Genomic DNA, 17,654 nt, shown 5'->3' on the forward strand with positions numbered 1-17,654 from the left:
CCGAGGCTTCTTCTTCCCCATGCTCTCCATGATGGACATCCTTCCGGGGCAGAACCCCTGATCTCAGATGTCCGTCAAAGCGGATCAAGCCCACCCCATCTCCCGAGATGGCAGCATCGGACAGATCCACACCGCCACTCGCTTGATCGCCCCCGGCATCGGCTGCATGTGGTGCAACGGGCTCATCGACCCGACCGAACTCGCTATCGAGATGCACCCTGAGGCGGAGCGCGAGCAAGCCCGGTACGTCCCCGGTGTACCCGCACCCAGCGTGATGCCCTTCAACACACTCGCCGTCGGCGAGGCCGTGACCCACTTCCTTCTCGCATCCGCCGGCCTGCACGAGAACGACGACGATCTCGGATCAGTCATCCACCGCCCTCGAACTCGCGAACGACATCTCCAAGATCCCCGCCAGGACGCCCGCTGCCGCTGGTGTACGTCCACGGGGAACCTCGGACGCGGCGCCAACGGAGAACTCGCGGCCCGGCAGGCGGCAACCACTCGAGCGTGAATTGGGGCCACCCTTGCCGCGCCAATTGCCGTGTCACGGCTCGGCCGGCCGGTCTCGGTCCCAGCCAATTCCGGTGCCAACTATCCCTCTTTTGTGCCAACTAAAAATCCTCGTCACAACACACTCACCGCCGTACGCGCGGCATGCCCAGCCCGATCCACGAAATGATCTCGCGCTGGATCTCGTTGTTGCCGCCGCCGAAGGTGAAGATGACCGCCGAGCGGTAGCCGCGCTCCAGCTCGCCGTGCAGGACCGCGCCCGCCGAGCCCTCCTTGAGCGGGCCCGCCGCGGCGACGGCCTCCATGAGCCAGGCGTAGGCGTCCCGGCGGGCCTCGGAGCCGTAGACCTTGACGGCGGAGGCGTCCTGCGGGGTGAGCGTGCCCTCGTGGACGGCCGTCACCATCTGCCAGTTGAGGAGCTTCATCGCGTCGAGCCGGGTGTGGGTCCGGGCGAGCAGACGGCGTACCCAGGGGAGGTCGACCACCCGGCGGCCGTCGGCCAGCTTGGTCTCCATCGCCCAGCGCTGCACGTCGTGCAGGGCGCGGATCGCCATGGTGCCGTGGGCGGCGAGGGTGACGCGTTCGTGGTTGAGCTGGTTGGTGATCAGCCGCCAGCCCTGGTTCTCCTCGCCGACCCGGCGGGACACGGGGACACGGATGTTCTCGTAGTAGCTGGCCGTGGTGTCGTGCGAGGCGAGGGTGTTGATGAGGGTGCAGGAGTAGCCCGGGTCGGAGGTCGGCACCAGGAGCATGGTGATGCCCTTGTGGGGCGGGGCCTCCGGGTCGGTGCGCACGGCCAGCCACACCCAGTCCGCGGTGTCGCCGTTGGTCGTCCAGATCTTCTGTCCGTTCACGACGTACTCGTCGCCGTCCCGTACCGCGCGTGTCTTCAGGGACGCGAGGTCGGTGCCGGCGTCGGGCTCGCTGTAGCCGATGGCGAAGTCGATCTCGCCGGAGAGGATGCGCGGCAGGAAGTACGCCTTCTGCTCCTCGGTGCCGAACTGCATGATCGTCGGGCCGACGGTGTTCAGCGCCATCAGCGGCAGCGGTACACCGGCCTGCGCGGCCTCGTCGAAGAAGATGAACTGCTCCATCGCCGTCATACCGCGGCCGCCGTACTCCTTGGGCCAGCCCACGCCGAGCCAGCCGTCCGTGCCGAGCCGCCGGATGGTCTCACGGTAGAACCGCTTCTGCGCGGCCGGGTCGGCGTACCGGGCGTATGCGGTGCCGGGCACCAGCTCGGCGAAATAGGCACGCAGTTCGGTGCGCAGTCGCTGCTGCTCGGGTGTGTGGTCGAGGTGCACGGCGCCTCCAGGGTCCCCAAGGGCGGTCCTGACGGCGCACACCGTAGAACGTGTTCCAGAAATTGGGAATGGCGCGTCGGGGCTCAGTTCAGCGTCGCGATGAAATCCGTGCACGCCTCGGCACAGGTCCGGCACGCGTCCGCGGCCGATTCGGCGCCGGAGTACTCCTCGAAGGCGAACGCGCAGTCGAGGCAGACCGAGCGGCACCACTCCAGCTGGATCCTGATCCCCTTCTCGTCCTGCCGGTCCTCCTCGGACAGCATCCGGCAGGTGGCGTCGCACACCTCGGCGCACATGATGGCCAGCCGGCGTACGCGCTCCTTGCGCTCGGTACTGTCGGGGTCGAGGAGGCTCGCACGCACCGCACACGCCCTGGCGCACTCCGTGCAGGCCTGGGCGCAGGTGAAGCGGTCCTCCAGGAACCTGTAGAGCTGCTGCGATGAAATCGGCGAGGTCACGGCGGACGGGTAGCCGAGCCGTCGCATCGCAAACACCGAGAACCGCGCACCGCGAGCCCGGATACGGGGCCACGAAGGTGCCACACCCGGGCCGGGTCGCCGTCCGTGGACCCGCGGTCACCCAAGGTGTCCGGTTCGTCCCGTTCCGGGCGGGGTATTCCTGTCCTATGAGTACCGCACAGATGCAGCTGGCCGCGGCGAGCGGTCTGATGAGCCTCGTGCTCTTCCTGGTGGCTCTGGCCGTCCTGGCTCTGCTCGCCGGCGGCTTCTGGATGAACTCCCGCATCAAGTACCGCGAGCCCCCTCGGCCGCGTCCCGAGGAGCAGCCACACCTGCCACCGGACGGTGCGGTACGCGAGATCCGCGAGAACAGGGAGCCTGAAGAGGTTCCGCAGACCCCCAAGGGCGGTCGTCCGCTCACCCCGTACGAGCTGACCAACATGCACACCAGGCCGAGCGCCTCGAAGGATCGCCCGCGCTGGAGCAAGGGGTCGAGCGGCTCGTTCGGCGGCGGCGGCCTCGGCGCCCACTGAATCCGACCGAACACCGACGCACGGCACCGAACATCCCGGCATCCGACGCACGACCCGTCGCCCGTCCACCGGCCCGCGCCGGGCCGCCCGCGCCGCTAGGAGTCCCTCCTGGTGGCGTCGAGGCGGCCGACGCGGGCCACGTTCTGCAGGTCCCCCGGGTCCCGGCTCGGCTCGGCCGCGAACCAGGCGTCAAGGATCTCCGTCAGCACCGGTGCGGAGGTGAGCCGCAGGCTCAGCGCCAGGACGTTGGCGTCGTTCCAGCGGCGCGCGCCGTCTGCCGTGGCGGCGTCCGTACACAGGGCCGCGCGGACGCCCGGCACCTTGTTCGCCGCGATGGAGGCGCCGGTGCCGGTCCAGCAGCACACGACCGCCTGATCGGCCGCGCCCTCGGCGACGTCCCGGGCGGCCGCCTCCGAGCAGACCGCCCACTGCGGATCGGCGCCGGGCCGCAGGGCGCCGTGCTCGCGTACCTCGTGGCCTCGCCGGCGCAGTTCCTCGGCGAGGAGCCGGGCCACGGGTTCGTCCATGTCGGAGGAGACGGAGATCCGCATGCCTCGGAGCCTAGCCGCTGATGAGCCGCACCGGTCGGCCGGCCGCGTCGCCCGGTCAGAGCCACGGGGTGACCCGGCCGCCCGGCCGGGGCCGACGGGCCGCGCGGCGCAGCAGCCGGAAGGCCTGCAGCAGGGTCAGCGGCCACAGCAGGGCGAAGCACCACAGCAGCGCGGGGTCCGTGGTGCGCAGGCCCATGACGGCGACGAACACGGACGCTGCCGCGAGCAGCAGGACCGCCAGGAGCAGCCACGCGCTCCGGCGCGCCCGGTCCATCCGGCGCGCCGAGCGCATCCGGTGTGCGAGGCGGCGGTCCCGCCGCAGGTCGGCCTCGATCCGCAGCAGCGCGAGGCGCTCACCCTCCGACAGCCATACGTCGTCGGGGATCTCCCAGTCGTCCACGGAAACGGCACCTCCTCCGGCCGGCCGGCGGCCTCCGTGCTCCCCCTCCCGGGCGGCCGAGTTCCCCTGGGTGACACGGTCGAAGCGGCCGTATCACCCGGGCGCCCGCCCGAGGTCGCCGACGCCCTGGGCAGGTGCGCGGCGTTCGGCGTGCATGACCGTCCGGGCCACGACTCCCCGGATTGCGCCACTGCCTGCCGCCACATGGACCGCTTCGTTCGTGACCGGCTGCCGGCCCGATCGGCCGGTGTTCGGGCGCCGATCCGTCGCCGACTCGGGTTCGGCGAGGCGGCGGGCGGCCTGCCGCAGGAGTTCGCGTTCCCGACCTCCTTCCTGTGACCGGCAGATCCCTGAAGGTCCGTCAGACGCGTACGCGCAGATGCGGCAACCGCGGTGGCGCCCACGGAATGACGGTTCGGCGCAGGCTCTCGGGGCCGTCTGCCAGGCGCATGCCGGGATGGCCTGTGACCAGGGTGGTCAGGGCGATCTCGCACTGCAGCCGGGACAGCGTGGCGCCGACGCAGTAGTGGATGCCGTGTCCGAAGCCGATTGGGCCTTCGGCGCCGTCCGGGGGGCGGCCGGTGATGTCGAGGCGGTCGGGGTCGCCGTAGCGGCGGGGGTCCCGGTCGGCGGAGACGAGGTGGCCGATCCGGGCACCGCGCGTCGCCGGGGTCCGCGAAGTGTGGACCGGCGACGACGTGGTACCCGCGGCCGCCGTCACGCGGCTGCTCGAAGCCTGCCCCGGCATCCGCGACCGTTCCGGCCAGTGACTACGGCACCCTGCTTCCCGGCCAATGCCGCGGGCACGCATGAACTCGGATGTCGTGCCGAATCCTTCCCCATGAATCAACGGAAGTCGCCCGCGCTTTTCGGACATGATCCGGCGTCCCGCAGGTGACTGTCCCCAGATGCTGATGCCCTGGCGCCCGCGAGGCGGGCAGTGACCGCCGGATCGCGCACGGTGACAGTGGGGCGACGGCGCGGGCGGACAGGAAGCTGCACCCGCGGCGCACATGACCTTCGCTGCCGCAAGGTCGATACTGAAGGGCGGGACCGCCCCGCCGCATCTCCAGTCGCACCTCGAGTCATCTGGTACACCGTCAGCAACGTCAGCGTTCGGTCAGCCCGAGCACCGCCGGAACTCACTGCGGACCGACCCGATCCGTTGGCATCAACAACCAGCCTCACCCATCCTGACCAGGGAAAACACAGGTCAGAGACGCACTGCTAGTCTTCATAGGAGATACAGATGAGGATGCTGATCAACGTCCCGGAAACCGTGGTGGCGGATGCGCTGCGGGGTATGGCGGCCGCTCATCCGGAGCTGGCCGTGGACGTGGAGAACCGGGTGATCGCCCGCCTGGACGCTCCCGTGGCCGGACAGGTCGCGCTCATCTCGGGTGGCGGGTCGGGGCACGAGCCACTGCACGGCGGGTTCGTCGGCCCGGGCATGCTCTCGGCGGCCTGTCCCGGAGAGGTGTTCACCTCTCCGGTGCCCGACCAGATGGCACGGGCCGCGGCCGCCGTCGACAGCGGGGCCGGTGTGCTGTTCATCGTGAAGAACTACACCGGTGACGTGCTCAACTTCGACATGGCCGCCGAACTAGCCGAGGACGAGGGCATCCAGGTCGCGAAGGTGCTGGTCAACGATGATGTGGCGGTCACCGACAGCCTGTTCACGGCCGGCCGGCGCGGCACCGGCGCGACCCTGTTCGTGGAGAAGATCGCGGGTGCTGCCGCGGCCGAGGGGCAGCCGCTGGAGCGGGTGGAGTCCATCGGGCGCCAGGTCAACGAGAACTCCCGCAGCTTCGGCGTCGCGCTGAGTGCCGTCACCACCCCGGCCAAAGGCACCCCGACCTTCGATCTGCCCTCCGGCGAGCTGGAGTTGGGCATCGGCATCCACGGCGAGCCGGGCCGGGAGCGGCGGGCGATGATGACCTCCGGAGAGATCGCCGACTTCGCGGTGCACGCCATCCTGGAGGACATGCCCCCGCGCAACCCCGTGCTCGTCCTGGTCAACGGCATGGGCGCCACCCCGCTGCTGGAGCTGTACGGCTTCAACGCCGAGGTACAGCGGGTGCTCGCCGAGCGGGGCGTGGCCGTTGCCCGCGTCCTCGTCGGCAACTACGTCACCTCCCTGGACATGGCGGGCGCCTCGGTCACCCTGTGCCAGGTCGACGAGGAACTGCTGCGGCTGTGGGACGCGCCGGTGAAGACCCCGGGACTGCGCTGGGGAATGTGATACGGCGGAAGGAAACGGTCAACACCCCAACCACGCAAGGAGATCCAGTGCTCGACGCCGATTTCTTCCGCCGTTGGATGACGGCGACCGCCGCATCCGTCGACCGGGAGGCGGAACGGCTCACCGCCCTCGACTCGGCCATCGGGGACGCCGACCACGGCAGCAATATGCAGCGCGGGTTCACGGCCGTCCTGGACAGCCTGGACAAGGAGGCACCGGACACCCCGGGTACCGTGCTGACCCTGGCCGGGCACCGGCTGATCTCGACGGTCGGCGGGGCGTCCGGGCCGCTGTACGGCACCCTGCTGCGCAGGGCCGGCAAGGCGCTCGGGGACGCGGCCGAGGTGAGCGTGCAGCAACTGGCCGAGGCGCTCCGGGCCGGCGTGGACGGGGTGATGGCGCTCGGCGGCGCCGCCCCCGGCGACAAGACCATGATCGACGCCCTGGTCCCGGCCGTGGACGCGCTCGGCAACGGCTTCGCCGCGGCGCGGTCGGCCGCCGAGGAGGGCGCGGAGGCGACCATCCCGCTGCAGGCCCGTAAGGGCCGGGCCAGCTATCTCGGCGAACGCAGCATCGGCCACCAGGATCCGGGCGCCACGTCCTCGGCGCTGCTGATCGCCGGACTCGAAGAGGCGGCTTCGGAGGCGTCCGATGAGTGACGGGAAACTGGTCGGGATCGTGCTGGTGTCGCACAGCGCGGAGGTCGCGGCCTCCGTCGCGGAGCTGGCGAAGAGCCTGGCGGGCGGGGACACCGCGGTGCCGGTCGCCCCGGCGGGCGGTACCGCGGGCGGCGGAGTCGGCACCAGCGCCGAGCTGATCTCCGCCGCGGCCGCGGCCGTGGACCGGGGTGTCGGGGTGGCCGTGCTCACCGACCTCGGCAGCGCGGTGCTCACCGTGAAGGCGCTGCTCGCCGAGGGCGACGAACTCCCGGACGGCGCACGGCTGGTGGACGCGCCGTTCCTCGAGGGAGCGGTGGCCGCGGTCGTCACGGCGGCCACGGGAGCCGACCTGGACTCGGTGGAGGCGGCCGCCGGGGAGGCGTACAGCTACCGGAAGGCGTGAGCCCGCCGTCCCAGGGGCCCCGCCCCCCGGTCCCCCGCCCCCTGCCCGTGCAGCACGCCGGCTCGGCGCCGTGGACAACGGCCGGGCCGCCTTCGGGACCCGCCTTGGACGCCCCGTCCCGGCCCGGCCGGTCTCACTTGCCCCGGAGGAACTTCCGGGCCAGCCGTTCCCCCACCGCCGTCGCCTCCCTGCGGTCCTCGATGGGGGTGACCCGGGAGTTCTTGAAGACGATGTACGTGACCCCGGAGGGGGCTCCGCCGTGGCGTGGGTCGGCGTGGATGCCGAGGGCATGGGCGGTGGCGTAGGAGGCCTCGCCGATGAGGTCGCGGGGGCCGGTGTCGCCGACGACCGCGTACCGCACCCGGCCCCGGTAGATCACGGCCGCCACGGCGCCGCCCCGAATGCCCTGTGCCCAGGGGTTCCAGATGCCGCTGGGGGCCGGGATCACGATGTAGGGCAGGGAGGCGGCGTTCAGGTGGCGGCCGTCCGACTGCTGGAAGGCGGTGGCTGCGGAGAAGTACGGGTCGGTGCGACGGTTGCAGCGGGCGGTGGGCCGTCCGTCGCAGTCCACGTCCAGGTCGGCCTTCCAGAACACCGCCCCACGAGTTCCGCAGACGGGAACGGTCGCGCGGGCATCGCCGTCGGGGCGGTACCGGCCCCTGGAGACCTGGGTGCATCTGCGCACCCGGTCCAGCAGGTCGGCGGCGGTCACGGCGCCCTTGCGGGCCACGACATCCTCGCGGGGTGGGACGGCGGCGGGCAGCGCCGTCGGGGCGAGCAGGGCGGCGCCGGCCGCGGCCAGCGTCAGCGACTGGACACGCACTCTGAGAGACCCTCTCTTAGGGGACATTCCGGACACCTTGCCCAATCTGGTGCCGGTCGGCGAGACAGCCACCCCTCATGGGGCCGGATGGAGCAGTCTCCTGACGCCCCGTGAGAGAACGGCAGGGGCCGGGGACCTGAGCCGGTGTCGACCCAGACCCCCCGGCCGCCCGCGTCGGCGCGGGTTCGGCGACGACAGCGTTTCCGCGCCTCAGGCACGAACTGCCCTTGCCTCTCGGGCAGTTCAGCCGTAGAGAGGCCTCAGCATACGTAACTCCCGCGCATGGTCACCAACACGGACCCCTTGCTACGGCCGCACACGCCGGGCATATTGGTCCGGACCTTTGCCGTGATGCCGTCCCCTGGGAGGCAGAGCCGTGCGACGCGTTCGCCATCGACCCGTGCTGGTCTGCGGAGCCTTGGTCCTGGTCGCCTCCTGCGGCTGGGGCGGTGCGGCCGACGGCGACGGCGGGCGAGCGCCCGGCGCTCCGACGGGCGTCACCGCCGCGGCCGGGAGCGCCACCAGCGTTCACGTGATGTGGAACACGGTGCCGGACGGTCCCGGGATCCGTACGTACGAGGTGTATCGCGGCTCCACCAAGGTCACAGAAGTACCGGGCTCGCAACACATGGTGGACGTCACCAGGCTCAGGCCGTCCACCATGTATGCCTTCACCGTGCGGGCCCGGGACAAGGACGGCCGCCTCGGGCCGCCCAGCCGCGAGGTGCACGCGAAGACACCCGCCGTGGTGGCGGCGGACCGCTCGGCCCCGACCCGCCCGCTGCGGCCGGCGGGCCGGGCGGTCGGCAGCCGGGCGGTCCAACTGTCCTGGGCTGCCTCCCGGGACGACCGGGGCGTGGCGTCGTACGACGTCTACCAGAGCGGCGCGAAGATCCACAGCGTGGGCGGGAACCAGACCGCGACCGTGGTCACCGGACTGCGCCCCGGCACCCGGTACGTCTTCACCGTGCGGGCGCGGGACGCGGCCGACAACCTCTCGCTCGCGAGCGCCGCGGTCCGGATCGGCACGCCGGGCACCGACGACGGCCGGGACACCGCGCCGACCGGCTTCACCGCCACGACCCACCGGTCCGCCGGGGCGTACTACGTCGACCTGTCCTGGGATCCACCGCGCGCGGACGGGGTGATCACCGAGTACCAGATCCAGCTGGACGGCGCCACGGCCACCTCCCTGGTGTGGGGCGGCGACCCGCCGCGCGGCCGGGCCCGCTACAGCTTCTACGCCGGACGGGACGCGGGGGCCGAGCACCGGGTACGGCTGAGGGCACGGCTGCCGGACGGCACCTGGGGCGGATTCTCGGCACAGCGCACGGTGACCACGGGCGGGGACGGCTGACGGCAGGGGCTCTACGCGCAGCACGGCACGGGCTGCGCTGGCGGCCGAGGGTACGGGCGGCCCACACAGTCGGCCAACGGTACGGGGCCGTACGGGCGGTAGACGGCACGAGGCCATGCGAGTCGCCGACGGTACGAGGCAGTGCGAGTCGCCGACGGTACGAGGCAGTGCGAGTCGCCGACGGTACGAGGCAGTGCGGACGGCCGACCCGGAACGAGGCGCCGAACGGCACGCGGCCGACCGTGCGGGGGTCTGCGAGACGACGGGCGGCCGACGGTACGAGGCCCTGCGAGGCGGCCCACCGGAACGAGGCGGCAGGCGGCCGGCCGTGCGGGGCTCTGCGAGACGGCCGGCGGCAGGCACACGGGGCTGCGCGAGGCGGCCGGCGGCGCCTCGGTCCGTACCGGGCGCCGGGGCCCCGTCACCTGACCGGGCGCGGTCCGCGTGCGGCGGGGCGCGGCGCCGCGTTTGCTGCCCTTGAGGCAGCACGGACGTTTCCCGACCCTCGGCGGCGCATGGGACGTACCGCCAACCGTGCCGCCGGAGGCCAGCCAATGCGAAATTCCCGACTCCTTCTCCGCTCCGGCCTGACCCTGGCGGCCGCCGCCGCGCTCCCGACCGCACTCGCCGGGCCATCGGCCGCGGCCTCTGGAATCTCGGTGAGTACCACCGGTTCCACGGTCTCGGTCGTCACCAGCTCATGCAGCCTGAGCAACGGCAGCTGGGGCAACGCCTCGCTCCTCGGCAGCCGTCAGGCGAACTTCGCCCAGGGCCGGCAGGCGGCCCTGTCAGGCACGACCATCAGCCAGTCCGCTGCCTGGTCGGGAGTGAGCCCGGGGACGTACACGGTCGTGGTGGTCTGCTCGAACGGCGTGACCGCCGGCAGCCAGTCCGTCATCGTGTCCTCCCCCGCCGCCCCCACGACCTCGTCGACGTCCTCGGCCGCGCCGGCCGCGCCCTCGCGGGGTGTGATGGGCGGCATCGGCGGCGCGGCCCGGGACTACGGTCCGCTCACCCTCGGTATCGGCGCGGCCCTGGTGACGTCAGGCGTGGTCGCCACGGCCTGGTTCCTGCGCCGCCGCTCGAAGCCCTACCGCCTCTGAGACGGCACCGCCCGGCGGCCGGGCGCACACACCACCCACCGCTTCCGCCCGAGCGCCCTCCGCCGGCCGAGCGTGCCGCGCCGTGCCATCGCAGCCGAACGGACAGCACCCACCGGCCGGACGTGCCCCCGCATCGCAACGAGCGGCCACCGGCACCCCGGACATGCCACCCCATCGAGGCCGACCGGATGCCGGCCGCCAACCCGCCGTGCCACCCGCCGACATCGCCCGGACGGCGGCCGTCCGCCGTACGTGACGCACCGCCGGTTCCGGCCCGTCCCCGGCCCTCAGCCGGGCGTGCCCCCAGCCTGTTCCGGACCCTGCGCCGGTTCCTCGGCGGGAAGTTCGGTGAACTCCTTCAGGGCGTGGGTGAGCCACTGGGTCCAGAAGGTCTCCAGGTCGATGCCCGCCCGCAGGACCAGGTGACGCAGGCGGTCCTGAGGGGCGTCCCGGTCCGGTGGGAAGTCGCGCCGCTCGATCTTCTCGTACTCGGCCAACTGCCGCTGGTGCAGCTCCAGATGGCGGCGCAGGTCGGATTCGAGGCCCGCCGTGCCGACGACCGCCGCGGCGCGCAGCCGCAGCAGCAGGATGTCGCGTTGCGGCTTCGGATCCTGGGAGGCCGCGGTCCAGCGGGCCAGCTCGGCGCGGCCCGCGGGCAGAACCTCGTAGCTCTTCTTCTGCCCGCGGGCCGGCTGCTCGGGGGGCAGGGTGCGGATGTAGCCCTCGGCCTCCAGTTTCGCCAGCTCGCGATAGATCTGCTGGTGCGTCGCGGACCAGAAGTAGCCGATCGACCTGTCGAACCGGCGGGTCAGCTCAAGGCCCGACGACGGCTTCTCCAGCAGGGCGGTGAGGATGGCGTGCGGGAGTGACATGGACTCATCCTAGGGACGCTCGCAGGGCCCCTACAGGGCCGCGGCCAGCTCGGTGCCCTGCTTGATGGCCCGCTTGGCGTCCAGCTCGGCCGCGATGTCGGCACCGCCGATCAGGTGTGTGCTGCGGCCGGCGGCGACCAGCTCCTCGTACAGGTCGCGGCGCGGCTCCTGGCCGGTGCACAGCACGACGGTGTCGACCTCCAGGACCGTGCTCTCCTCGCCGACGGTGATGTGCAGGCCCGCGTCGTCGATCCGGTCGTAGCGCACGCCCGGAACCATGGTCACGCCGCGGTGCTTCAGCTCGGCGCGGTGGATCCAGCCGGTGGTCTTGCCGAGGCCGGCACCGACCTTGCTGGTCTTGCGCTGGAGCAGGTGGACCGTGCGCGGCGGGGCGGGCCGCTGCGGTGCGGCGAGGCCGCCGGGTGCCGCGTAGTCCATGTCGACGCCCCAGGTGCGGAAGTACGTCTCCGGGTCCTCGCTCGCCTTGTCGCCGCCGTCGGTGAGGTACTCGGCGACGTCGAAGCCGATGCCGCCGGCGCCGAGGACGGCGACGCGCTCGCCGACGGCGGCGCCGTCGCGCAGGACGTCGAGGTAGCCGAGGACGCGGGGGTGGTCGATGCCGGGGATGTCAGGGGTGCGGGGGGTGACGCCGGTGGCGACGACGACCTCGTCGTAGTCGGCCAGGTCCGCGGCGGTGACCCAGGTGTCGAGGCGTACGTCCACGCCGTGCTCGTCGAGCTGGTGGCGGAAGTAGCGCAGCGTCTCGTCGAACTCCTGCTTGCCGGGGACCTTGCGGGCCACGTTCAGCTGGCCGCCGATCTCGCCGGCGGCGTCGAACAGGGTGACCTGGTGGCCGCGTTCGGCGGCCGAGACCGCGCAGGCGAGGCCGGCCGGTCCGGCGCCCACGACGGCGACGTTCTTGCGCCGCCGGGTCGGGGAGAGCACCAGTTCCGTCTCGTGGCAGGCGCGCGGGTTGACCAGGCAGGAGGTGATCTGGCCGCTGAAGGTGTGGTCCAGGCAGGCCTGGTTGCAGCCGATGCAGGTGTTGATGGCCTCCGGCTTCCCGGCGGCGGCCTTGGCGACGAAGTCGGGGTCGGCGAGCATCGGGCGGGCCATGGAGACCATGTCGGCGTGGCCCTCGGCCAGCAACTGCTCGGCCAGTTCGGGGGTGTTGATGCGGTTGGTGGTCACCAGCGGGACGGACACCTCGCCCATGAGTTTCTTGGTGACCCAGGTGTAGGCGCCGCGCGGCACGGAGGTGGCGATGGTGGGGATACGCGCCTCGTGCCAGCCGATGCCGGTGTTGATGATCGTCGCTCCGGCGGCCTCGACGGCCTTGGCGAGGGTGACGACCTCCTCCAGCGAGGAGCCGCCCGGGACCAGGTCCAGCATGGAGAGCCGGTAGACGATGATGAAGTCCTCGCCGACGGCCTCGCGCACCCGGCGGACGATCTCCACGGGGAAGCGCATCCGGTTCTCGTAGGAGCCGCCCCAGCGGTCCTCCCGGTGGTTGGTCCGGGCGGCGATGAACTCGTTGATGAGGTAACCCTCGGAGCCCATGATCTCGACGCCGTCGTAGCCGGCCTGCCGGGCGAGGCGGGCGGCGCGGGCGTAGTCGTCGATGGTCCGCTCGACGTCGGCGTCGCCGAGTTCGCGGGGCGCAAAGGGACTGATCGGGGCCTGCAGCGCGCTCGGGGCGACGAGGTCCTGGTGGTAGGCGTACCGGCCGAAGTGCAGGATCTGCATCGCGATCCGGCCGCCCTCGCGGTGCACGGCCTCGGTGATGGCGCGGTGCTGCTCGGCCTCCGCCTCGGTGGTGAGCTTGGCGCCGCCCTCGTACGGACGGCCCTCGTCGTTGGGCGCGATGCCGCCGGTGACGATGAGGCCCACTCCCCCGCGCGCGCGGGCACCGTAGAACGCCGCCATCCGCTCGAAGCCGCGCTCGGCCTCTTCGAGACCGACGTGCATGGAGCCCATGAGCACGCGGTTGGGCAGCGTGGTGAATCCCAGGTCGAGCGGGGACATCAGGTGCGGGTAACGGCTCATCGTGCCCTCCGTGCGCGGTGTGGTCGCCTCTTTTGTAGAGGACCCCGAACCCATTGTGCAACTAGTTGCATAAACCCGTCGAGGTGAGCCCGATCACTCTGTACCTATTAGTATGTACAATGCGATCGACCATGGGGCAGCCCCGAAGGGGAACTCTGCGTCCCTGTGGACGCCCAGGTAGTCGTCGTGGCGCAGGGTGCTGCCGGCGCCGTCGTGACTCACCAGGACCTGGAAACGGTCGTCGGGCGGAATGCCGATCGCTTCCGTCAGGGCGTCCTGTACGGCACGGCCGAGAGCGTCGAGGCGGTCGCTGTCGGCGCCCAGCGCGTCAATGCGGACGAACGGCATAGCGGGCGCTGTACCGGCGGATCGCCGAGCTCGCGCACGCGTACGCGGGCGTCGAGCCGCGCAATGTGTTCTTCGCCGTGACCGAGAACGAGTCGATCGACTGGTCCCTCGTCAACGGCGAAGCGCAGTACGCCCCGGCCACCGGGGGCGGTGCGCAGGCGGCCGGGACGCTGTAGCGGCGGGGGCGGTGCGGCGGAGCCGCCGTCACCGGCTTTCGAGCAGGACGTGCAGTTCCCTCTCCTGGTCCCCCGAAGCCGAGGACAGATTGCGCACGGCGAACAGGGAGTCCAGCGTCGTGTGGAGCCGGTTGACCGCCCAGTAGCTTCCCTGCGCGTCGGCCTCGACGCTTGACGAGAGCCGGGCGGGCGGCGCGCACGTGTGGGTGTCGGTGACCTCGAAGGTGCCGAGCCATACCATCGGGCGTGTCTCATGGAGCTGCTGAGGCACGTCCTCGGCGGACCTGTCGGACTCGAAGCACCCGCACAGCGCGTCGAACACGATCCGGGCGTCTTCCTTGCTGCATCCGCTGATCTCGACGGAGACGGACTCCTCGTGCGATCGCTCACGGTCCATCGTGATCGCTCCTCTCATGGCGGTGGCGCGCACTCGCGGGTTCCCGCGAACCGCGCCACCTCCCCAGAAAACCACCACTGTCCGCAAACGCACCACCTGTCGCGACCCCGGGACGGCAGGGGATCAGCCGCGCGAGAACTTGTACGTCTTGCTGTCCGTGAGCACACAGAACCCCGGCGACACGACGATCACCCGCAGGACGCCGGTCCGGCGGTCGTAGTCGATGCCCTCCGTCTCGAAGGTGCCCGAGCAGGAACTGCGCAGCGGCAGCCGGCGCAGGGCCGTGACATGACCGGAGACGTCGCCCGAGCCGCCCGGGGCGGCCGACAGGTCGATCTGGAGCAGCGGCTTGGTCATGCCGAACAGGGAGCCGTCCGGGTCGTCCGAGGAGCACAGCAGGGTCGTCGGACCGGAGAAGTCGCAGCCCTGGACGTCACGCACGGCATGGTCGAGCTTGACGTCGGAGACGTGCGGCAGGTTCGCCGAGGGCGAGGTGCTCGCGTTCACGCCCGGCGTCGGGAAGACCAGCAGGCGGTTCATCGTGCCCCACTCTCCCGACAGCATCCACTGGCCGTCGGGCGAGATCGCGTCCCAGGAGTTGTTCAGGGCCTCGCCGGGGCTGAGCGTGTGCACGTACTCCGACCAGGTGCCACCCGGCGCCTGCACGCGGAACATCTTCGAGTTGCCGGCGTCCTGCTGGTAGGGCTCGATGTAGTAGCCGTTGTACGAGGCGTCGGGGTCGCCGACGTGGTTCCAGCCGCGGCTGGAGACACTCATGGGGATGGTGCCGATGCCGGTGTACCGGTTGGGGCTGTTCGCCGGGACCTCCACCGAGGTCAGCCCCTGGCTCTCGGTCAGCGGGTCGGCGCGGTCGGAGCCGATCTCGGTCCAGTTGTCGGCGGCCGAGGCAGGGGCGGGTGCGGCGAGGGACACGACGGCGGCACTGGCCAGGGTGACGAGTCCGGCGAGGAAAGGGTGACAACGTTGCCGGGCGGACGGGGACGCGGGCATGGCCGACTCCTGGAACGAGGGGTGGGGGCACTCGGTCGGCGGACAGTCTGGCCCGATCGAGTGGTCATGTACAGACCAATAGAGCAACATGAGCGTGAACTCTCACGGCCCCGGGCACAGGGGTGCGCGGACACCGCGGGCGACCGCCGCACCCTGTGTGCCGTCGACCTGGCGACTTCGCCGGACGACCGCCGGTGTGTTGAGAGATGGTGGAGATACGCGACGACGGCGTCGGAGAGTCGGGTGTGAGCGCGGTAGAACAAGGGGAGTCGGCACGGGGGACAACGTGCCGTGCGGACGGGCGAAGGCGGTGCGTGGCATGAGTGCAGCCGAGGCTCCCGTGGCGGAGGGCGGCGAGCCCGCGCGCGGGCCGGTGCGGCCGGGCGGGCTGCTCGACGTGCTGGGTGTGGCGTCGGTGGTTCTGGACACCGACGGCCGCATCGTGCTGTGGAGCCCACAGGCCGAGGAGCTGTTCGGCTACACCGCGCGGGAGGCGCTGGGCGAGTTCGCGGCCCGGCTGATCGTGCACGAGCGGCACATCCAGCTGGTCGGCAAGCTGTTCGCCGACGTCATGCGCACCGGCCAGAGCTGGGCCGGCGGCTTCCCGGTCCGCCACAAGGACGGCAGCACCCGGGTGGTGGAGTTCCGCAACATGCGGCTGCTGGACGACCGGGGCCACATCTACGCGCTGGGGCTCGCCGCCGACCAGTCGACCGTACGGCGGCTGGAACAGGACGTGGCGCTGTCCGAGCGGATGGTGCAGCAGTCCCCCATCGGGCTCGCCGTCCTGGACACCCGGCTGCGGTTCGTCTCGGTCAACCCCGCGCTGGAGCAGATCGACGGGGTCCCGGCCGCCGAGCACGTGGGGCGTACGCTCCGCGAGGTGCTGCCGCTGCTGAACGCCGACGTTCTGGAGGGCGCCGCCCTCAGGGTCCTCGCCACCGGCACCCCGCTGATCGACCAGGCCGTCGTGGGCCGCACCCCGGCCGACACGGATCAGGACCGCACCGTGTCGCTGTCCCTGTACCGCCTCGAGGACTCGATGGACAACGTGCTCGGGGTGGCCATCTCGCTGGCCGACATCACCGCGCAGCACCGGGCCTCCGTCGAGGCGGAGGCCGCACGGCGCCGGCTCGCGGTCATCGCCGACGCCTCCGCCCGGATCGGTACGACGCTGGAGCTGGAGCGCACCGCGTGCGAACTGGCCGAGGTCGCCGTGCCCGAGCTGGCCGACGTGGCCGCCGTGGATCTGCTGGACGCGGTGGTGGAGGGCAGGCCCAGCACGCTCGGCCCGGCGGAGGCCGCGGTGATCCGGGCCCTGGCGCTGCGGGCCGAGCAGGAGTCGGAGGCCGTCCGGGCCGCCGACCCGCCCGGCCAGATCGCCCGGTACGCTCCCGACCGGCTGGTCACCGAGTGCGTCCGTACGGGTGAGGTGGTGCTGGTGCCGCAGGTGAAGGACGAGGACCTGCCGCGCATCGCCCGCTCACCCGAGGCGGCCGTGCTGCTGGGCCGGGCCGGACTGCACTCGTATCTGGCCGTGCCGCTGATCGCGCGCGGCGAGGTACTGGGCGCCCTCGACCTCAAGCGCACCCGCAATCCCGCGCCCTTCGGCGAGGACGACGTCCTGCTGGCCCGGGAGCTGGCGGCCCGCGCGGCCGTACAGATCGACAACGCCCGCTGGTACCAGAACGCCCGGAACACCGCGCTCACCCTGCAGCGCAGCCTGCTGCCCAGTCATCCGCCGGTGACCACCGGCCTGGAGGTGGCCTCCCGGTACCAGCCGGCGGGCGCCACCAGCGAGGTCGGCGGCGACTGGTTCGACGTCATCCCGCTGGACGGCGGCAGGACGGCGCTGGTGGTCGGCGACGTGATGGGCAGCGGTATCAGCGCCGCCGCCACGATGGGCCGGCTGCGCACCGCGACCACCACACTGGCCTCCCTGGGCCTCGACCCGGCGCTGCTGCTGGAGCACCTGGACAAGACGACGTCGGCCCTGGACCACTCCATCGCCACCTGTGTGTACGCCGTCCACGACCCGCATCTGCGCCAGTGCCGGATCGCCAACGCCGGCCACCTGCCCCCGGCCCGGGTCCGGCCCGGCCGCCCGCCGGAGCTGCTCGACCTGCCCACCGGGGTGCCGCTGGGCGTGGGCGGGGTCGAGTTCTCCACCGTGACCGTCGACTTCGAGCCGGGCGACGAGCTGGTGTTCTACACCGACGGGCTGGTCGAGACCCGCCGCCATTCGCTGGACGAACGCCTGGACTTCCTGCTGTCCCTGCTCGACGACCCCGCCCGCCCGCTGGAGGAGGCCTGCGACCTGCTCCTGCGCACGCTGCACCACCCCGACAACCACGACGACGTGGCCCTGCTCATCGCCCGGGCGCAGGAGCTGCCCTAGGTGTTCTGTCCGGAGAGGTTGTGGACAGTCATGGGGTTCACGGCTGATCGATCTTGAAAC

18 protein-coding genes and 2 pseudogenes are annotated in these 17,654 nt (G+C 71.8%); 9 read left to right on the forward strand and 11 right to left on the reverse strand.

Going from position 1 to position 17,654, the window contains the following annotated elements; genetic code table 11:
* Positions 1 to 638: 638 nt before the first annotated feature.
* Positions 639 to 1,817, reverse strand: a complete 1,179-nt coding sequence (locus ACIRU3_RS36580; protein WP_404065979.1) for an acyl-CoA dehydrogenase family protein — start codon at positions 1,815 to 1,817, stop codon at positions 639 to 641.
* An 83-nt stretch (positions 1,818 to 1,900) separates the two neighbouring features.
* Entirely contained in the window at positions 1,901 to 2,275 is a 375-nt protein-coding gene (locus ACIRU3_RS36585) for a ferredoxin (RefSeq protein WP_404065982.1), read from the reverse strand.
* A gap of 167 nt (positions 2,276 to 2,442) precedes the next feature.
* On the opposite strand from ACIRU3_RS36585, the gene ACIRU3_RS36590 reads away from it, so the two are divergent.
* Complete coding sequence (locus ACIRU3_RS36590; RefSeq protein WP_404065984.1) at positions 2,443 to 2,808, forward strand: DUF6479 family protein; 366 nt, start codon at positions 2,443 to 2,445, stop codon at positions 2,806 to 2,808.
* 95 nt (positions 2,809 to 2,903) lie between these two features.
* Here the strand turns inward: ACIRU3_RS36590 and ACIRU3_RS36595 are convergent, their stop codons facing one another.
* Together ACIRU3_RS36595 and ACIRU3_RS36600 are read right to left on the reverse strand one after the other, a co-directional pair.
* Positions 2,904 to 3,359 carry an RpiB/LacA/LacB family sugar-phosphate isomerase gene (locus tag ACIRU3_RS36595; protein WP_404065987.1) on the reverse strand — a complete coding sequence of 152 codons (456 nt, stop codon included), beginning with the start codon at positions 3,357 to 3,359 and terminating at the stop codon, positions 2,904 to 2,906.
* 55 nt (positions 3,360 to 3,414) lie between these two features.
* Entirely contained in the window at positions 3,415 to 3,759 is a 345-nt protein-coding gene (locus tag ACIRU3_RS36600; RefSeq protein WP_404065989.1) for a DUF3040 domain-containing protein, read from the reverse strand.
* A 204-nt stretch (positions 3,760 to 3,963) separates the two neighbouring features.
* Here ACIRU3_RS36600 and ACIRU3_RS36605 point away from each other — a divergent pair, with 204 nt between their 5' ends.
* On the forward strand, positions 3,964 to 4,098 hold the full coding sequence (locus ACIRU3_RS36605; RefSeq protein WP_404065992.1) for a hypothetical protein: 135 nt from the start codon (positions 3,964 to 3,966) through the stop codon (positions 4,096 to 4,098).
* Between the two features lie 22 nt (positions 4,099 to 4,120).
* Here ACIRU3_RS36605 and ACIRU3_RS36610 read toward each other — a convergent pair whose 3' ends face one another.
* Positions 4,121 to 4,480, reverse strand: coding sequence for a hypothetical protein (locus ACIRU3_RS36610; RefSeq protein WP_404065995.1), 360 nt, complete (start codon positions 4,478 to 4,480; stop codon positions 4,121 to 4,123).
* 528 nt (positions 4,481 to 5,008) lie between these two features.
* Here ACIRU3_RS36610 and dhaK point away from each other — a divergent pair.
* Genes dhaK through ACIRU3_RS36625 form a run of 3 tightly spaced genes read left to right on the forward strand, consistent with a single transcriptional unit; the run spans position 5,009 to position 7,063 of the window.
* Positions 5,009 to 6,001, forward strand: a complete 993-nt coding sequence (dhaK, locus tag ACIRU3_RS36615; protein ID WP_404065997.1) for a dihydroxyacetone kinase subunit DhaK — start codon at positions 5,009 to 5,011, stop codon at positions 5,999 to 6,001.
* A gap of 47 nt (positions 6,002 to 6,048) precedes the next feature.
* Positions 6,049 to 6,660 carry a dihydroxyacetone kinase subunit DhaL gene (gene dhaL, locus ACIRU3_RS36620; RefSeq protein ID WP_404066000.1) on the forward strand — a complete coding sequence of 204 codons (612 nt, stop codon included), beginning with the start codon at positions 6,049 to 6,051 and terminating at the stop codon, positions 6,658 to 6,660.
* Positions 6,653 to 7,063, forward strand: a complete 411-nt coding sequence (locus ACIRU3_RS36625) for a PTS-dependent dihydroxyacetone kinase phosphotransferase subunit DhaM (protein ID WP_404066003.1) — start codon at positions 6,653 to 6,655, stop codon at positions 7,061 to 7,063. Before dhaL ends, ACIRU3_RS36625 begins: the two co-directional genes overlap by 8 nt.
* A 133-nt stretch (positions 7,064 to 7,196) precedes the next feature.
* Here the strand turns inward: ACIRU3_RS36625 and ACIRU3_RS36630 are convergent, their stop codons facing one another.
* Positions 7,197 to 7,886, reverse strand: coding sequence for a glycoside hydrolase family 75 protein (locus ACIRU3_RS36630; protein ID WP_404066005.1), 690 nt, complete (start codon positions 7,884 to 7,886; stop codon positions 7,197 to 7,199).
* Between the two features lie 376 nt (positions 7,887 to 8,262).
* Between ACIRU3_RS36630 and ACIRU3_RS36635 the strand changes: the two genes are divergently transcribed.
* Both ACIRU3_RS36635 and ACIRU3_RS36640 read left to right on the forward strand, forming a co-directional pair.
* On the forward strand, positions 8,263 to 9,243 hold the full coding sequence (locus ACIRU3_RS36635) for a fibronectin type III domain-containing protein (protein WP_404066008.1): 981 nt from the start codon (positions 8,263 to 8,265) through the stop codon (positions 9,241 to 9,243).
* Positions 9,244 to 9,797: 554 nt separating this feature from the next.
* The gene (locus tag ACIRU3_RS36640) at positions 9,798 to 10,346 is read left to right on the forward strand and encodes a hypothetical protein (protein WP_404066011.1); all 549 of its coding nucleotides are present in this window, start codon (positions 9,798 to 9,800) and stop codon (positions 10,344 to 10,346) included.
* Between the two features lie 287 nt (positions 10,347 to 10,633).
* Here the strand turns inward: ACIRU3_RS36640 and ACIRU3_RS36645 are convergent, their stop codons facing one another.
* The 3 genes and pseudogenes from ACIRU3_RS36645 to ACIRU3_RS36655 all read right to left on the reverse strand — a co-directional run.
* Positions 10,634 to 11,218 carry a PadR family transcriptional regulator gene (locus ACIRU3_RS36645; protein WP_404066013.1) on the reverse strand — a complete coding sequence of 195 codons (585 nt, stop codon included), beginning with the start codon at positions 11,216 to 11,218 and terminating at the stop codon, positions 10,634 to 10,636.
* 30 nt (positions 11,219 to 11,248) lie between these two features.
* The gene (locus tag ACIRU3_RS36650; protein ID WP_404066016.1) at positions 11,249 to 13,264 is read right to left on the reverse strand and encodes an FAD-dependent oxidoreductase; all 2,016 of its coding nucleotides are present in this window, start codon (positions 13,262 to 13,264) and stop codon (positions 11,249 to 11,251) included.
* A gap of 138 nt (positions 13,265 to 13,402) precedes the next feature.
* Positions 13,403 to 13,612 (reverse strand): annotated as a pseudogene (locus ACIRU3_RS36655) (tautomerase family protein); the annotation flags it as partial.
* A gap of 2 nt (positions 13,613 to 13,614) precedes the next feature.
* Here ACIRU3_RS36655 and ACIRU3_RS36660 point away from each other — a divergent pair.
* A pseudogene (locus ACIRU3_RS36660) lies at positions 13,615 to 13,788 on the forward strand (tautomerase family protein); the annotation flags it as partial.
* Positions 13,789 to 13,816: 28 nt separating this feature from the next.
* Here the strand turns inward: ACIRU3_RS36660 and ACIRU3_RS36665 are convergent.
* Positions 13,817 to 14,185 (reverse strand): hypothetical protein, encoded by a 369-nt coding sequence (locus ACIRU3_RS36665; protein WP_404066019.1) that lies wholly within the window; start codon positions 14,183 to 14,185, stop codon positions 13,817 to 13,819.
* Between the two features lie 123 nt (positions 14,186 to 14,308).
* Complete coding sequence (locus ACIRU3_RS36670) at positions 14,309 to 15,196, reverse strand: hypothetical protein (protein ID WP_404066022.1); 888 nt, start codon at positions 15,194 to 15,196, stop codon at positions 14,309 to 14,311.
* Positions 15,197 to 15,515: 319 nt separating this feature from the next.
* Between ACIRU3_RS36670 and ACIRU3_RS36675 the strand changes: the two genes are divergently transcribed.
* Complete coding sequence (locus tag ACIRU3_RS36675; RefSeq protein WP_404066024.1) at positions 15,516 to 17,594, forward strand: SpoIIE family protein phosphatase; 2,079 nt, start codon at positions 15,516 to 15,518, stop codon at positions 17,592 to 17,594.
* Positions 17,595 to 17,654: the final 60 nt, after the last annotated feature.

Origin of the sequence: Streptomyces sp. NPDC101151 (assembly GCF_044768335.1) — a bacterium.
Taxonomy (GTDB): domain Bacteria; phylum Actinomycetota; class Actinomycetes; order Streptomycetales; family Streptomycetaceae; genus Streptomyces.

Bases quoted from the DNA above. Each gene is read 5' to 3' on its own strand.
- ACIRU3_RS36640 (WP_404066011.1), top strand. From the start codon at position 9,798: ATGCGAAATTCCCGACTCCTTCTCCGCTCCGGCCTGACCCTGGCGGCC.
- ACIRU3_RS36625 (WP_404066003.1), top strand. From the start codon at position 6,653: ATGAGTGACGGGAAACTGGTCGGGATCGTGCTGGTGTCGCACAGCGCG.
- ACIRU3_RS36675 (WP_404066024.1), top strand. From the start codon at position 15,516: ATGAGTGCAGCCGAGGCTCCCGTGGCGGAGGGCGGCGAGCCCGCGCGC.
- ACIRU3_RS36605 (WP_404065992.1), top strand. From the start codon at position 3,964: ATGGACCGCTTCGTTCGTGACCGGCTGCCGGCCCGATCGGCCGGTGTT.
- dhaK (WP_404065997.1), top strand. From the start codon at position 5,009: ATGAGGATGCTGATCAACGTCCCGGAAACCGTGGTGGCGGATGCGCTG.
- ACIRU3_RS36645 (WP_404066013.1), bottom strand. From the start codon at position 11,218: ATGTCACTCCCGCACGCCATCCTCACCGCCCTGCTGGAGAAGCCGTCG.
- ACIRU3_RS36590 (WP_404065984.1), top strand. From the start codon at position 2,443: ATGAGTACCGCACAGATGCAGCTGGCCGCGGCGAGCGGTCTGATGAGC.
- ACIRU3_RS36595 (WP_404065987.1), bottom strand. From the start codon at position 3,359: ATGCGGATCTCCGTCTCCTCCGACATGGACGAACCCGTGGCCCGGCTC.
- ACIRU3_RS36650 (WP_404066016.1), bottom strand. From the start codon at position 13,264: ATGAGCCGTTACCCGCACCTGATGTCCCCGCTCGACCTGGGATTCACC.
- ACIRU3_RS36670 (WP_404066022.1), bottom strand. From the start codon at position 15,196: ATGCCCGCGTCCCCGTCCGCCCGGCAACGTTGTCACCCTTTCCTCGCC.
- ACIRU3_RS36665 (WP_404066019.1), bottom strand. From the start codon at position 14,185: ATGGACCGTGAGCGATCGCACGAGGAGTCCGTCTCCGTCGAGATCAGC.